Source organism: Stenotrophomonas sp. STEN018, from assembly GCF_056760235.1.
On record NZ_JBRREK010000042.1, the window covers coordinates 1 to 15097 of the forward strand.

Consider the following 15097-nt stretch of genomic DNA (forward strand, 5'->3'; position numbering starts at 1 on the left):
CCCCCCCCCCCCCCCCCCCCCCCCCCCCCCCCCCCCCCCCCCCCCCCCCCCCCCCCCCCCCCCCCCCCCCCCCCCCCCCCCCCCCCCCCCCACTACAGGTGAAGCCTTGTGCTGTTGGTTCTGTGGCTTCGCGGCTCACGCCGCTCCTACAACAGCCGGGGCCACCTTTATCGCCAGCAATTCCCCACCGCCACTGAGCGTGTAGCGCTGCCGTTCACCGGCAGCCAACCACGCGGTATCGCCCGCCGACATTGCCGGCAGCACACCACCTTCAAACTCGGCCTGCCCGGCCAATAGATGAATCGCCCACGCCGCCTGCGGCTCGGTGAAAAACAACATGGGCCCGACCAACGGCCGATGCAGCAGCTCAGCCTGCAAGCTATCGCGGCGCCACATCAGATTGAAATCCTGGGTCACACCATCGACCAGCTCGCCTACCAGCTGCTCCTCGCCGGCAAAGCGCAGGCGCTGATACGGCGGCAGCAGGGTTTCGCAACGGCCATCGGCAAAGCGCAGACGCAGGCCTTCGCCCTGCAGCAGCACCAGCTCACGCTCGACACCGGAGAATGCGGAGAACGCCGCATCCTGTTCGATCTCAGCGATGGACAGGCGCAGCTGCCAATCGCCCTGCTCCGGCAAACGCAGGATCTCGCGCGTCCAGCCCAGGCCATTGCGCCAGCGCTCGCGCTGGTAGAGAGCGGAGGGGATGACGCGGGAAGGAGAGTTCAAGGTATGCATCAGCCAATGATGCCACTACCAGCTTTTGATCGTGCTTTTGTAGGAGCGGCGTCAGCCGCGAAGCCACAAATCCAACAGCGCAGAGCAAAGCCAACCCCTCCCCAACCCTCCCCTTTGCTACGCAAAAGGGAGGGGGTAGAAGCCCTTACTTCGGCATTGCCAGGTTCTCAGCCGTCAACGGCTTGCCCGCCCGCGGCGTGGTCGCGATCACAGCATCCGCCGGCAACGCCGTGCCCTTGTCCAAGCGCGCCTGCACCCGATCCAACGCCTCGTACACATACGGCAACAGCGGCAGGTAACGCGAGCCGTAATCCGGCAAGCCGAGGAAACCATCGAAGTGCTGCACGTTCTGCACCTTCCAGTAACTCACCTCACGCCCTGCAGCCTTGGCTGCAGCTGTATACGGCGCGCTACTGAAAGCCGGTGGAATCAAACCATCGTCAGCACCGTGCACCACCATCACCGGCAGGCCCTTGCGCGGCAAACCAGCATGGGTGGCCTGGATGCCCGCCTGCACGCGCTTGGCGTCTTCACTCTGGCCATCCCACAGACCGCGCAGGCACTTCAGGCCGGCGTAAGTCAGGTCAGGCAAGGCAACCTTGCTGTCGAGCAGGCCAACGCCAGCGCCCGGGGGAATACCGCTGCCGTCGGAGATCCATGCTGCACGCTCGATTGCTGTTGCCGCGCGCGGCGAGAAATCCGGGTTCTGTGCGGCAAAGTTGAAGCCGCAGGGATGCTCGCCCACGCCATAGCGCCCGTATGCCGATGCGTACGTCGCCGCAATGGCACGCCATAGATCGAAGCCGGTGGACAAGGCACCAGCGCGCAGTGACTGCTCGGTCCAGCCTTTGCTCAACATCAAATCGTAAGCCGATTTGGCCTGTGCGGCCGGGGTCGCCCCGCTGATCACGCCTTCGGCCGCCAATGTCGCGCAGCGCACTGCTGCACCGGCCTGCAGGGCTGCGGTCATCGGCGGCTGAGGCAGGTTGCTCATGTGCAGCTGCGCACACGGCATCAACAGCGCCGCTTCGGTGCTGTAGTCGTACAGCGCCCGTGCGCCCGGGCCGCTGGAGTAGATGCTGGGCTCGCCCGCCACCACGGCATCCAGCCAATCGCCCTCCAGCTCGGCCGCACGCAGCACCGCACCGCCACCGTTGGAGATACCGACGGCAATGATGCGGGTGTTTTCAAAGGTGAAAGGTGCAGCCTGCGGATAGGCTTCGGCCAATGCAAGCAACGCGAATTCGGCCGCCTGCTTTACATGCCTACCCCAGTCCGCTTCTGGGTTGTCCTTGGAGTGCGCATGCTTGAATGCCACGCCCGACGCATTGATCGGCGCATCCGGCACGAAGGCCAGATCACTCACTTCGCCCAATGCGCCGACCGTACCGTTGGCACGCACGCCGATCTGCGCGTTGAGGTCGTAATAGTCGCTACCAGCGCCCTTGTCGGTATAGACCACGGCGCAGCCCTTGGGCAGACCCCACGCGGCCGCAACCGAGACTGCGCCATAGATGCCACGTGAGCCCGACGCCGGTGCTACCAGCACGCAGCGCTTGGCGGTATCGAAGTTGTCCGGAATCTGCGCCAGCACGCGATGCGGCTGCTTGGCACCGGGCAGGCGCGCGAACGCCGAATACTCGCGGCCGGGCACGCTTTGCAGGCTGCCGAACAGTTCGCCGTAACCACCGCCAGGAGCGAGGTCGGCAATGCCGCGCCAACTGCCCCACAGCGCGCGCCGGCGCAGTTCGTCCACGGTCGGTGCGCTGGCGTCGGCAAAGGCCGGCGGCGCCATGCTGCGCAGGCCGGCCAGGCCAAGCCCGGCGGTAAGCAGGTCATCGCTGCCACGATGCTCGCTGCGGAGTTCGTTGCTGAACATGGAAGGCTCCACGGACTTGGATGCTGGGCCGCTGGCACAGGAGGCCAGGCTCAGTCCGACGAATAGGCCGCAGGCGGCGCGCAATAGGGATTGGCTCATGGGCGCACCCTAGCAGAGCGGCAGCACCCGGCTCATCGTACTTAAGTACCACACGCTTTTAGCGCGGCGGCTGCTACGTTTCCACCATCCCCCATAGTAATCGGAGTCCCCCCATGGACCACTTCCTGCAAGGCCGCACCGCATTGGTGACTGGCAGTACCTCCGGTATCGGCCTGGCCATCGCCCAGGCCCTGGCCAGTGCCGGCGCGCGCGTGGCCATCAACGGCCTTGGCAGCCCCGAACAGATCGAGGCGGCGCTGAAGAGCGTCACCGATGCCGGCAGCGAGTCGCAGCACTTCGATGCCGATCTGCGCAAACCCGACCAGATCGCACACATGCTCGAAGCCGTGCAGGCCTGGGGCAACATCGACATCCTGGTGAACTGCGCCGGCATCCAGCACGCCGCGCCGCTGGCCGAGCAGCCGCCGCAGAAGTGGGACGACATCATCGCCATCAACCTCAGCGCTGCCTTCCACACCATGCAGCACGCACTGCCGGGCATGGCCGAGCGCGGTTACGGCCGGGTGGTCAATATCGCCTCGGTGCACGGGCTGGTCGCCTCCAAGAACAAAGCGCCCTATGTGGCCAGCAAGTTCGGCATCGTCGGCCTGAGCAAGGTGGCCGCACTGGAATACGCCGCGGCCGGCAGCCGTGACAGCGGCGGCGTCACCGTCAACTGCGTATGCCCGGGCTGGGTGGAAACCCCGCTGATCGAGCCGCAGATCCAGGCCCACCGCAACGGCGGCAGCCGCGACGATGGCGTGCGTGCCCTGCTGGAAGAAAAGCAGCCCAGCCTGCGCATGTCGCTGCCGGAGGATATCGGTGCAATGGTGGTGTGGCTGTGCCGCCGCGAGTCGCACAACCTGACCGGCGCGGCAATGCCAATGGACGGCGGCTGGACCGCGCAGTAAGTCTGGAAAAACAGGAGGAAGCGGGCAATGGCTGAAATCCACGGCATACTGCCCCGGGCACACGCTGCAGACAAGCGGGCGCCCGCTTCCTTCCATCCAGTTAGCACTGCCATGCCCAGCCTGTTGATTGCCGACGACCATCCCCTGTTCCGTGCCGCCCTGCGGCAGGCCGCCAGCGAGGCCGTCAGCGATTTATCTGTACGCGAAGCCGAATCATTGGAAGGCGTGCTGGCCGCACTGGATGCAGCGCCGGATACCGATCTGATCCTGCTCGACCTGCATATGCCGGGCAACCACGGCCTGGCCGGGCTGGCCGCGATCCGCGCCCAGCACCCCGGCGTGGCGGTGATCGTGGTGTCGGCCAACGACGACCCGCGCGTGGTGCGACGTGCACTCGACCATGGCGCTGCTGGTTACTTACCCAAGAGTTCTGGCTTGAACGAACTGCGCGAGGCGATCCGCAGCGTGATGGCCTGCGAGCAATGGCTGCCTGCTTCGCTGCGCGCATCGGTATCGCGTGCGCAATCCTCCACCCATGACAGCGAACTGGCCGCACGGTTGGCAAGTCTGTCACCGCAGCAGTTCCGCGTACTGGCGCTGGTGGCCGAAGGTCTACTCAACAAGCAGATCGCCGACCGCCTGGATGTACAAGAGCGCACAGTCAAGGCACATCTATCCGCGATTTTTGAACGCCTTGGCGTGCGCAACCGCACCCAGGCCAGCGTGGTGTTGCGCGAGCTGGAATTGAGCGACCCGGCGCGACAGGCGCTGTGATCCTGATCGGAGCTTTGTAGGAGCGGCGTAAGCCGCGAAGCTAGCGGACATGCAGCCCACAGCCAGATCAACCCCACGCATTCCTGCCTGATTGCGCTTAGTTCTGTGTCGGAACCAATACCAGTTTCGCGGCTGACGCCGCTCCTACAAACCGGTGTTCCGACTTACCGCCTTATGCAGCAACATGCCCGCCACCATCGCCGGCACAAACCACAGTGCCTCCGATGAAAACACCCCCAGGCCAACCAAGGCCGGCCCCGGGCAATATCCAGCCAATCCCCAGCCAATACCAAACAAGGCCGCACCGACCAGCAACCGTCGGTCGATACTGCGCAGATCCGATATCTGGAAGCGCTCGCCAAACACCGGCGCCGGTCGTCGCAGCACAAATCGGAACAACAGCATCGTCGTCCCAACCGCGCCGCCCAGCACAAACAGCAGCGCCGGATTGAAGTCACCAAACACATCCAGAAAACCCAGGATGCGCTGCGGATCGGTCATGCCCGACAGCGCCAACCCAAGCCCGAACAGCGCGCCGGAAACCAGTGCAGCCAAGCTGATGCGCGATGTGCTCATGCCACGTGCCTCACGATGTAAGTGGTCACGATCGCGGTAGCCATGAAGGTCATCACGGCGGCGAACGAACGCATCGACAAGCGCCCCAGACCACAGACACCGTGGCCGCTGGTACAACCATTGCCCATCCGCGTGCCAAAGCCCACCAGCAGGCCTGCAATCACCAGCAACAACGGCGAAAAGCCCTGCCTCGGCGAATAGGCCCCCGGCACCAGCCACAGGTACGCAGCACCTGCGCCAATCAAACCAATCAGGAACGCCGCACGCCAAGCGACCTCACCACTACGCGGCATCAACACACCACCAAGAATGCCGCTGATACCAGCGATACGCCCGGTCAACCACAGCAGCAACGTAGCGGCAATGCCGATCAGTACGCCACCAGCCAAAGCCATCATCCAACTGTTCATTGCGCCTTTCCGATCTGATCCAGCGGTAGCCGCAGGTAACGCACGCCATTGGCATCCGGCGCCGGCAGGCGGCCACCACGGATGTTCACCTGCAGCGCAGGCAGGATCAGCTTCGGCACCGGCAGGGTCGCATCACGCTGCTGGCGCATCTGTACGAATGCCGCTTCGTCGGTACCGCCCTTCAGATGCACGTTGTTCTGCCGCTGCTCGTCGATCGTGGTCTGTGCCTGCGCCTCGCGGCGGTTGCCGGGATAGTCGTGGCATAGGCAGATACGCGTCTCAGCAGGCAGCGACAGAATGCGCTGGATGGACGCATACAGACGATGCGCATCGCCGCCGGGGAAATCACAGCGCGCGGTGCCGGTGTCGCTGGCGAACACCGTGTCACCGACAAACGCGGCATCACCGATCACATAGGTGAGGCTGTCGTCGGTGTGCCCTGGCGTGGCGATCACCCGCGCACTCAAGGCGCCAACATTGAAGGTGTCGCCATCATCGAACAGCCGATCAAACTGACGTCCGTCGGCAATGAACTCATCACCCAGCCCGAACACCGTCTTGAAGTGCTGCTGCACCTGCACGATGCCGCGACCGATGGCGACCGGCGCCTGCAGCTGATCGGCAAGATAGCCGGCAGCACTGAGATGATCGGCGTGTGCATGGGTTTCCAGAATCCACGCCACCGTCAGCAGCTTGCCACGCACGAATTCCAACAGCGCATCGGCCGAAGCGGTGCTGATGCGCGCACCAGCCGGCTCGTAGTCCAGCACCGGATCAATGATGACCGCCATGCCGCCGACCTGGTCGTAGGCCACGTAACTGAAGGTGCCGGTGTCCTTGTCGTAGAACGGCTCGATCAAGGTTGATGACATCTGCGCCTGGCTCATGGGGTGCCTCGCTTTTAATTTAGCTTTTTCTAAACTAAACTAGTCCCCTGCAAAGCACAAGCCCGACTCACAGCCCCAGATGCGTCCTTCAGAGATGAACATGGAACAGATGCAGGCACATGCCGAACAGGCCGCGCAGCTGCTCAAGGCCTTGGCCCATCCGGCCCGGCTGCGCGTGCTGTGCCGCCTGGTGGAAGGCGAAGCATCGGTAGGCGAATTGCAGGCGCAGGTTGGCTTGTCGATGTCCGCGTTGTCACAGCATCTGGCGGTAATGCGAGAAGCCGCCCTGGTCAGTACCCGTCGCGAAGCACAGACCATTTACTACACGCTGGCGGATAGCCCGGCGTTGGGCGTGATGCAGGCTTTGCATGCAGCGTATTGCGGGAATGCCGAGGTCCGGAGTTCCTGACAGGCGTGCTCGCCGAGATAGGTAGCTATTCCTTGCTGCCAATTCCCGGCCTCAAAGCATCCGCCGCCAACAGCCGATCCAGAATCGACTTCAGCGCCAGCGGCCGCACCGGCTTGTGCAGCAGGGTCAGTCCCTGCTCCAGCACTTCGCGGCGCGTTGCCAGACTGTCGTCGGCACTAAGGATCAAGGTCGGTCTTGCACCAAAACGTTCGCCCAACCGCAGCTGCAGTGCGGTGCCGGTGTCGCCGTCATCCAGGTTGTAATCAAACAGCCACAAGCTCGCAGGTGTCACCTGCAATGCCGCTACCGCCTGCGCTTCGCCCGAAGCTTCCGCCACGCTGTAACCCCAACCACGCAGCAGCCCAGCCAATCCCTGCAAAGCCGCGGGATCATTGTCGACCACCAGTACCGGCACGCCACCCGAGGTTGCCGCGTTGCGTGTGCGCGGCAGGTTGGCAATCTGCGGCGAGGTCACTCGCTGCAAAGTCACCGAGAAGACAGTGCCCTGCCCTTTCTCACTGCGCAGGCGCAGCGGTGCATGCAACAAGCCAGCGATGCGATCTGCAATCGCCAGCCCAAGACCAAGCCCTTGCCCGCTGCTGTCCTCGCCACGCCGGAACTCTTCGAATATGCGCTGCTGTTCTTCCTTGGCAATGCCCGGGCCGGTGTCGTGCACCTCAACCCGCAGGCAGTCGGCTTCGCGGCGTACGCCCAACAACACGCCACCCTGGCTTGTGTAGCGCACCGCATTGGCCAGGAAGTTCTGCAGCACCCGCCGCAGCAGCTGCGGATCACTGTTCACCCACGCACGAGTAGGCATGTAGTGGAACGCCAACCCACGCTCGGTGGCCAGCGCGCGGAATTCGGAAACCAAGGGATCCAGCACTTCAGCCAACGGCAGATCGCGTGGTTGCGGCACCAGACCACCGGCCTCCAGCCGCGACATATCGAACAGACCGGTCAATAGATCGGTGGTGGAATCCAAGGCGCCACGGATCTGCACCACCGCCTGTTGCTGCTGGCTGGATTCCACTTGTTGCGCCAGCGTATCGGTGAATAGATGTGCGGCGTGCAAGGGTTGCAACAGGTCGTGGCCAACCGCGGCAAGGAAGCGGCTCTTGGCGTCATTGGCGCGCTCAGCCTCACGCTTGGCCGATTCCAACAACGCAGTACGCTCGCCCACGCGCTGCTCCAGCGTCTCGTTGCTGCGCTTGAGTTCGCGCTCGCTGCGGCGGAACTCGGTGACATCGGTAAAGGTGGCAACAAAACCACCGCCCGGCATCGGATTGCCACGAATCTCGACGATGCTGCCATCCGGAAACACGCGCTCGGTCAGATGCGCCGTGCCGGCGCGCATGAAGGCCAAACGCCTATCCACTGCACGCTCATCGCCGCCACGTGCGGGCATCGCCTGCAGCGCCCAGCGGGTCAAGTCCATGATTGGCCGGCCGACCTGCAACAACTCATCAGGGAAACCGAACATCCGCGCATAAGGCCGGTTCCACGCCACCAGCCGCTGCTCGCGATCAATCACGCTGATGCCCTGGCTCATGTTCTGCAGCGCGGCCTGCAATACCTGCTGACTGAATCGCAGATCCTGTGAGGCCTCGCTGACAATGGCTGCCACGGTCGCCAGCTCATTCCCTTCGCGCCGTGCTGCATCCAGCAATAGACGCGCGGAAGCAGCACCCAGCACCGCCGACAATTCGCGCTCAACACTGGCCTCGATTGATGCCGGCACCGCACCACTGCGCGGTGCGTCCGCCAACAACTGTTGCACGCGCTCGTCAGGCAGGAAGCGGCGGCCGGCATTGCGCAAGGTATCGGCATCCAGATTGCGACTGATACGGTCCGGGGTATCGCGACGCCATGCCATCGCCAGCAAGGTCACCGCCGTGCCAACGAAAAGACTCGCCCCCACTGCCCGCCCCAGCGGCGTCCAGCCAGTCAGACCAAACAGGCCCTGCGGCGCAAGCCATTGCCAACCGAAAGGTCCTTGCAGCAACCACGTCGGCGTGCGCCCACCACTTTCCAGCAGGGAAGGAAGCAGCAGCACCCAGGCCCAGGTGGCGAAGCTGGCAAGCACGCCAGCTATCGCAGCGCGCGGCGGTGTCTGCGGGCGCCAGATGGCGAAGGCCAGCACCGGCACCAAGGTGGCCATTGCCGAGAACGAGACTGCACCGATATCGGCCAATACATTGCTGCCGCCGATCAGGCGGCTGTATCCCCAGGCCAACAGCATGATCACGCAGATGCCAGCGCGGCGCAGCCACACCAGCTCTCGGCGGTGATCGCCGCCGCCAGCACGCGCCCAGGCACTGCGCACCAGTCCAGGTGCGAACCAGTGATTACCGATCATCAGACTCAACGTCAGCGTACTGACCACCACCATGCCGGTGGCCGCACTCAGGCCGCCGAGGAAGGCGAACAAGGCCACCCCTTCATGGCCGGCCGAGAATGGCAGCGCCAACGTGTACATATCCGAGGGAACGCTGTTGCCCAGCAGCGCGGTGCCAGCACGCGCCAGCGGCAGGATAGGCAGCGCGATCAACAGCAGGTACAGCGGAAACAACCAACGTGCGGTGCGCACATCGGCCGGGTCGCGACACTCCACCACGCCGATATGGAACTGATGCGGCAGCAGGAACATCGCCAGTCCACCGAGTATCACCAGCGGGATGAAGCCGCCTTCTGGCGCACTCACCGGGACCACCGGTGCCGCAGGCACACCCTTCAAGCCAAACCAGACAAACACGCCCAGCGCCAGCATCGCACCCAGCTTGAATACCGACTCGGCCGCCATTGCCAGCACCAGCCCGCGGTTGTGCTCGGAGGCATCGGCGCGGCGCGCACCGAACAACATGGCAAACAAGGCCATCGCCAGTGCCACATACAAGGCGCTGTCCTGCCAGATCGAACCGCTCTGCCCAGCCTCCACCGCTCGCGAGGTGATCATGCCGAAACTCATCGCCACCGCTTTGAGCTGCAGCGCGATGTACGGAATCAGGCCGAGTACGGTCACCAGCGTCACCGTTGCCGCCAACCAGGCATCGCGGCCCAGCCGCGCGGCGATCAGGTCGGCAAGCGAAGTGGCATTGGTTTCGCGCGCCAACCGCACCAGCCGCATCATCACGCCGATGGCCAGCGCATAGAACAGGATCGCGCCGACGAAGGTCGGCGGCAGCGGCCAGCCGTGGCGCGCGGCCTGGGTGACGGTGCCGTAGAAGGTCCACGAGGTGCAGTGCACCGCCAGCGACAGCGCATAGATATGCCGCCAGTGGCGGGCAAACGCAGTGGGCCGACGCTCGCCGTACAAGGCTACGCCGAACATCAAGGCCAGCCAGGCCAGACCCGCCAAGGCCACTGTCACCAGACTCAACATGGAATGCGTTTCCCGGAAGCTGCTTGGCAGGATACGGAGTTAAGCGATAGGGATGAAGCGGTGGATGCTCAAAGCCGGTACTAAAAGCCCCTCTCCCACCGGGGCGAGGAGAGGCGTTTGCGAACCATTGGTTCGCGAGTCTTCGAGCGCGCTAGCGCGGGGGTTGGGGTGAGGGTGCGGTTCGCTAGGAGTTTGCTTTTTAGCTTTTGCATCAAAAGCCAGAGCTTAGAAGCCAACAGCAAAGGCTGCCCTCACCCCAACCCCTCTCCCGCAGGCGGGAGAGGGGCTTCAAGCAACAGCAACAGCCAAAGCCAGAGCCAGGGCCAGGGCCAAAGCCAAAGCCGAAGCCGAAGCCGAAGCCGAAGCAACAGCATCTGCTTCGGAAACCGCCGTAGCTACAACCAGAGCACCAGCAACAAACGCAAAAGCCCTCCCCCGCCAAGCGGGAAAGGGCTGTTTTGCGTTCCTGTCAGGCAGCCGTCACCGGCTCCATCATCAGAAGTTGTAACGCACCGATACATACCAGTTGCGCGGCAGACCGTAGTACGCGGTCTGGATGTTGCCAACGCTGGCGAACTCCTGACCCTCGGTCTTGTACTCCTTGTTGGTCAGGTTACGTACGCCTGCACGCACCTGCCAGGTCAGCTGCGACGAATCCCACACGCCGTAGGCACCCAACAAGGTGTAAGCGTCCTGACTCAGCACCTTACGGTTGTCCACCGACAACCAGGTGTCACTGCGATACGACACATCGCCGCCAAAGGTCAGGCTGCCGTTGTCACCCAACGAGAACACATGCTGCAGGGCCACACGGGCGGTCACGTCCGGCGAGAACGGCACGTGGTCGTGGTTTACGGTCGGATCGTAGCCGGCGTAGGACGGATCCAGACGGAAGTCTTCAAAGCGGTCGTACTTGGCATCCATCCAGCCCAGCTGCGCACTCAATGTGGTCGACTCGCCCAGCAGTGCGCTGCCTTCCAGCTCGATACCCTTGATGTTGAGCTTGGCAGCATTCAATACCGGGAAGGTACCCACGTCCTGCGATACGCGTGCCTGGAAGTCGCTGTAATTGCTGTAGAACGCGGTTGCGGTACCACGCATGCGGTGATCGGCCGTGCTGCCTTTCAGGCCCAGTTCGTAAGTCCACACGTATTCCGGGTCGAACTTGGCGTGCTGGGTGTCATACACAGTATTGGCGCGGCCGTTGAAACCACCAGACTTGAAGCCACGATTGGCCGAGACGTAGCCCATCAGGTTGTCGCTGAATTCCTTCTGCAGGCTGACCGACGGCGTTACCGCGGTCCACGATGCCTTCGCGTCGAATGCAACCGTGCCATTCAAACCGGTGAACGGTGCGCCCCAGAAGGTGCTGGTGGAGCGGTCGTAGTCCTTCTTGTCCTTGGTCCAGCGCACGCCGGCAGCCACGGTCCAGGTCGGCACGAATTCCCAGTTGACGTGCGCGAACGCAGCCGTCGAAGTGGTGCTCAGGTCGTCTTCGATGGTGCGCAGGAACGCCACCTTGCCACCCAGGAACGAGAACAGATCGTCGGCGTAGGCTTCCTGGTACGACGGCACGTTCTCCTTCATGTAGTACGCACCAAAGGTGGCGTGCAGGTTGGAGCCGTTGTCGTAGTGCAGCTGGAATTCCTGGCTCTTCTGGTTCTGGTCCAGCGCCACCAGCACGTCGCCCAGTTCGTACTCGGAGGCGTCGATATCGATGTAGGACTTGGTCTTGAGCTTGCGGTAAGAGCTGATGCTCTTCAGCGTGAACTGCTCGTTGATGTCCCAGCTCATCGACAGCGATGCACCAGAATGCTTCAGGTACTGGCCCTGGCCATCCTTGAACGAGGTCTGCGCGCGACGGTTCCACTCACCGGTTTCGCCCGGCTGCAGCACGATCACACCAGCCGGCGCCAGGCTGGTCTGCCGCAGGTCGGCCATCGGTCGGCCCAGGGTCAGCGCGGCATCCTGCTTGGTGGTATCCAGCGACAAGACCGCGCTGAAGTTGTCGGTCGGCTGGAATGCCAGCTTTGCGCGCAACGCTTCGGTGTCGTCGTCGTTGTAACGCTTGCCGGTGACCGCATCCTTGACGTAACCGTCGTTGGTGATCTTGGCACCGGCGATGCTTGCGGCAATGGTGTCGCTCAGCTTGCCCGAGACATAGAAGCGCCCTTCCAGGCGACCGTAGTCACCGGCGGTTACTTCCACTGCGCCGCCTTCATTGTCGAAGGGGTTCTTGGTGGTCAGCTTGATCGCGCCGCCGGTGGAGTTCTTGCCGTACAGCGTGCCCTGCGGGCCGCGCAGCACTTCCAGCTGCTGGATATCGAACAGCGAGAACAGCGCGCCATTGATGCGCGAGTAGTAGACGTCGTCCACATACATGCCCACGCCCGGGTCGAAGGTCTGCAGCGCGTCGGGCTGGCCGATGCCGCGGATGAAGACGTTGACGCTGTTGGCCGAACCACGGCCCTGGGCGATGTTCATGTTGGGCACGGCGCCCTGCAGGCCTTCCACGGTCGAGGCCTGCAGATCCTTGATCTGCTCCTCACCGAAGGCGCTGACCGCCACCGGCACGTCCTGGATGGACTCGCTGCGGCGACGCGCGGTTACGGTCACTTCGTCCAGCTGCGTAGCCTTGGTGCCGGCCGGCGCAGCCTGCTGCTCCTGGGCCTGCACGAAGGCGGCCGGTGCCAACAGAATGCCACCGATGGCGATACTCAGATACTTGCGCTTCATTGGTCTCCCTCCTCCCGGGTATGACGTTGCGACACACGAATGTCGCCATGGAGCGCACGTTAAAGGAGCGTTAGCCCGCCGCGTATAGTCCCTTCGTACAGTGGGCCGCCCCCCTCGACATCCCGATACTCGCCGGCAATGTATTGGCCGGGGAGCTGTGAATGTCGTTTCTGATCGTATTGGCGGCCCTGTGCTTCCTGATGTTTGTCGCCTACCGCGGCTACAGCGTGATCCTGTTCGCGCCGGTGGCGGCGCTGGGCGCAGTGCTGCTGACCGATCCCAGCCTGGTGCAGCCGATGTTCACCGGCCTGTTCATGGACAAGATGGTCGGCTTCCTCAAGTTGTACTTCCCGGTGTTCGTGCTGGGCGCGGTGTTCGGCAAGCTGATCGAGGTCTCGGGTTTCTCCAAGTCCATCGTCAGCGCCACCATCAAGCTGGTCGGGGCCAAGCGCGCGATGCTGTCCATCGTGCTGGTCTGCGCGCTGCTCACCTACGGCGGCGTGTCGCTGTTCGTGGTGGTGTTTGCGGTCTATCCGTTCGCCGCCGAGCTGTTCCGCCAGAGCAACATCCCCAAGCGTTTGATCCCCGGCACCATCGCGCTGGGTGCTTTCACCTTCACCATGGATGCGCTGCCGGGCACGCCGCAGATCCAGAACATCATTCCCTCGGCGTTCTTCGGCACCAACAGCTGGGCCGCACCGTGGTTGGGCGTGATCGGCACCGTGGTGATCCTGATCCTGGGCATGAGCTACCTGGAATGGCGCCGCCGCGTCGCGGTGCGTAACGGCGAAGGCTATGCCGGCGCCAACGACGAGCTGCGCAATGAACCAGAACCGTTCCAGGGCCAGAACCTGGCGCATCCGCTGGTGGCGATCACGCCGCTGATCCTGGTCGGGGTGGCCAACTTCTTCCTGACCCGTTGGATTCCCGGCTTCTACGGGGAAACCCAGTCCTTCATTCCCGCCGTGATCGGCAACCCGGCGCCGGTGGTGCAGGAAGTGTCCAAGCTGGGGGCCATCTGGGCGGTGCAGGGGGCGCTGTTGCTGGGCATTCTCAGCGTGATTGCCTTTGCCTGGAAGCCCGTGATTGCCTCGTTTGCCGAGGGCACCAAGTCGGCCATCGGCGGCGCGATGCTGGCGTCGATGAACACCGCTTCGGAATACGGTTTCGGCGCGGTCATTGCCGCCCTGCCCGGCTTCCTGGTGGTGGCCAATGCGCTGGGCTCGATTCCGAATCCGCTGGTCAATGAGGCGGTTTCAGTTACTGCCATGGCCGGTATCACCGGCTCGGCGTCGGGCGGCATGAGCATCGCGCTGGCAGCGATGGCCGACAGTTTCATCGCCAATGCGCAGGCTGCCGGCATTCCGATGGAGGTACTGCACCGCGTAGCGGCGATGGCTTCTGGCGGCATGGATACGCTGCCGCACAACGGCGCAGTGATCACCGTGCTGGCCGTCACCGGCCTCACCCACCGCCAGTCCTACAAGGACATCTTCGCCATCACCATCATCAAGACCCTGGCGGTGTTCGCGATCATCGGCGTGTATTACGCCACCGGACTGGTTTAAGCCGCTGCGCGCCCTGGCTAGCGCCAGGGCGGCGATTGGCAACACACAGGTTGCGGAGCAGCCCTGGCGCTAAAACCACAGAAACAAACAAGGCCCGGGAAGACCCGGGCCTTGTTCTTTTGGAGCAGAGACAGAAAAATCGCCCGGCTGCACGTCACTGTGCAACACCGGACGACCTCACATCCTTGTTGGCATCCTGCCAGCCCCCAGCGTCCTGCCCTTTTCGGGTTCCTGGTGATCCGCCATCCTGGCGGTTCACTATTCGATTCCTTCCGCTCAGCGCCTCTCAACCGGCTGCGCAGCTACCGTCCCGGTAGCGTTCTTGGCGGGGGCAGTTCCAGCCCTCGCTTCGATCAGGTCACGATTCCTTTCGACCGTCTTCAATCCGATTCCTTTCACCAGTGCCAGTTCCTCGACACTTTTGAAGGGCCCGTTGGCCTGTCTGTGTTCGACGATCGCCTGCGCCTTGGAAGGGCCTACGTTCACCAACACCTGATTCAGCTCCGCCGCGGAGGCGGTATTGATATCGACCTTGTCCTTGGCTTGCGCCGTAAGGGTCAACAACAATGCGAGAATCAGAGACTGCAGCGTTACGGTAAAAAGCTTCATCGCTGTACTCCTTGTGGCTTGTTGGCTGATTGGCGAGCTATCCCGCCGGCCGAATCAGTGTCCCGCGCCACATGAACCTAGAATATCCGGAGCAGGTCGAGCGGACAGCCAGCCAACAT

At 63.4% G+C, this 15097-nt stretch carries 12 protein-coding genes; 4 read left to right on the top strand and 8 right to left on the bottom strand.

Annotation, left to right across the window (positions count from 1 at the left end):
* Positions 1-135 precede the first annotated feature (135 nt).
* Both ACVOMB_RS15320 and ACVOMB_RS15325 read right to left on the bottom strand, forming a co-directional pair.
* A complete protein-coding gene (locus ACVOMB_RS15320) occupies positions 136-738 on the bottom strand; it encodes a HutD/Ves family protein (RefSeq protein ID WP_481531964.1) in 603 nt (200 codons plus the stop codon).
* Between the two features lie 145 nt (positions 739-883).
* Positions 884-2716: a 3-hydroxybutyrate oligomer hydrolase family protein gene (locus ACVOMB_RS15325; protein ID WP_481531965.1), complete on the bottom strand. Its 1833-nt coding sequence runs from the start codon at positions 2714-2716 to the stop codon at positions 884-886.
* Between the two features lie 113 nt (positions 2717-2829).
* On the opposite strand from ACVOMB_RS15325, the gene ACVOMB_RS15330 reads away from it, so the two are divergent.
* Together ACVOMB_RS15330 and ACVOMB_RS15335 are read left to right on the top strand one after the other, a co-directional pair.
* Positions 2830-3627: a 3-hydroxybutyrate dehydrogenase gene (locus tag ACVOMB_RS15330; RefSeq protein ID WP_481531966.1), complete on the top strand. Its 798-nt coding sequence runs from the start codon at positions 2830-2832 to the stop codon at positions 3625-3627.
* 111 nt (positions 3628-3738) lie between these two features.
* A complete protein-coding gene (locus ACVOMB_RS15335; RefSeq protein WP_481511517.1) occupies positions 3739-4401 on the top strand; it encodes a response regulator transcription factor in 663 nt (220 codons plus the stop codon).
* Between the two features lie 144 nt (positions 4402-4545).
* Here ACVOMB_RS15335 and ACVOMB_RS15340 read toward each other — a convergent pair whose 3' ends face one another.
* From ACVOMB_RS15340 to ACVOMB_RS15350, 3 genes are read right to left on the bottom strand one after another with little or no spacing between them, the layout of a single operon-like run.
* Complete coding sequence (locus tag ACVOMB_RS15340; RefSeq protein ID WP_481531967.1) at positions 4546-4977, bottom strand: DUF6691 family protein; 432 nt, start codon at positions 4975-4977, stop codon at positions 4546-4548.
* Complete coding sequence (locus tag ACVOMB_RS15345) at positions 4974-5387, bottom strand: YeeE/YedE family protein (RefSeq protein WP_481531968.1); 414 nt, start codon at positions 5385-5387, stop codon at positions 4974-4976. The genes ACVOMB_RS15340 and ACVOMB_RS15345 overlap by 4 nt, the downstream gene beginning before the upstream one ends.
* Positions 5384-6259, bottom strand: coding sequence for an MBL fold metallo-hydrolase (locus tag ACVOMB_RS15350; RefSeq protein WP_481531997.1), 876 nt, complete (start codon positions 6257-6259; stop codon positions 5384-5386). The genes ACVOMB_RS15345 and ACVOMB_RS15350 overlap by 4 nt, the downstream gene beginning before the upstream one ends.
* Before the next feature lie 115 nt (positions 6260-6374).
* On the opposite strand from ACVOMB_RS15350, the gene ACVOMB_RS15355 reads away from it, so the two are divergent.
* Positions 6375-6683 carry an ArsR/SmtB family transcription factor gene (locus ACVOMB_RS15355; protein WP_481531969.1) on the top strand — a complete coding sequence of 103 codons (309 nt, stop codon included), beginning with the start codon at positions 6375-6377 and terminating at the stop codon, positions 6681-6683.
* A gap of 25 nt (positions 6684-6708) precedes the next feature.
* Here ACVOMB_RS15355 and ACVOMB_RS15360 read toward each other — a convergent pair whose 3' ends face one another.
* Together ACVOMB_RS15360 and ACVOMB_RS15365 are read right to left on the bottom strand one after the other, a co-directional pair.
* Positions 6709-10065: a hybrid sensor histidine kinase/response regulator gene (locus ACVOMB_RS15360; protein ID WP_481531970.1), complete on the bottom strand. Its 3357-nt coding sequence runs from the start codon at positions 10063-10065 to the stop codon at positions 6709-6711.
* A 495-nt stretch (positions 10066-10560) separates the two neighbouring features.
* Positions 10561-12801 (bottom strand): TonB-dependent receptor, encoded by a 2241-nt coding sequence (locus ACVOMB_RS15365; RefSeq protein ID WP_481531971.1) that lies wholly within the window; start codon positions 12799-12801, stop codon positions 10561-10563.
* A gap of 161 nt (positions 12802-12962) precedes the next feature.
* Here ACVOMB_RS15365 and ACVOMB_RS15370 point away from each other — a divergent pair, with 161 nt between their 5' ends.
* On the top strand, positions 12963-14369 hold the full coding sequence (locus tag ACVOMB_RS15370) for a GntP family permease (protein ID WP_481531972.1): 1407 nt from the start codon (positions 12963-12965) through the stop codon (positions 14367-14369).
* A gap of 276 nt (positions 14370-14645) precedes the next feature.
* Here ACVOMB_RS15370 and ACVOMB_RS15375 read toward each other — a convergent pair whose 3' ends face one another.
* Entirely contained in the window at positions 14646-14978 is a 333-nt protein-coding gene (locus ACVOMB_RS15375; RefSeq protein WP_481531973.1) for a ComEA family DNA-binding protein, read from the bottom strand.
* Between the last annotated feature and the right edge of the window lie 119 nt (positions 14979-15097).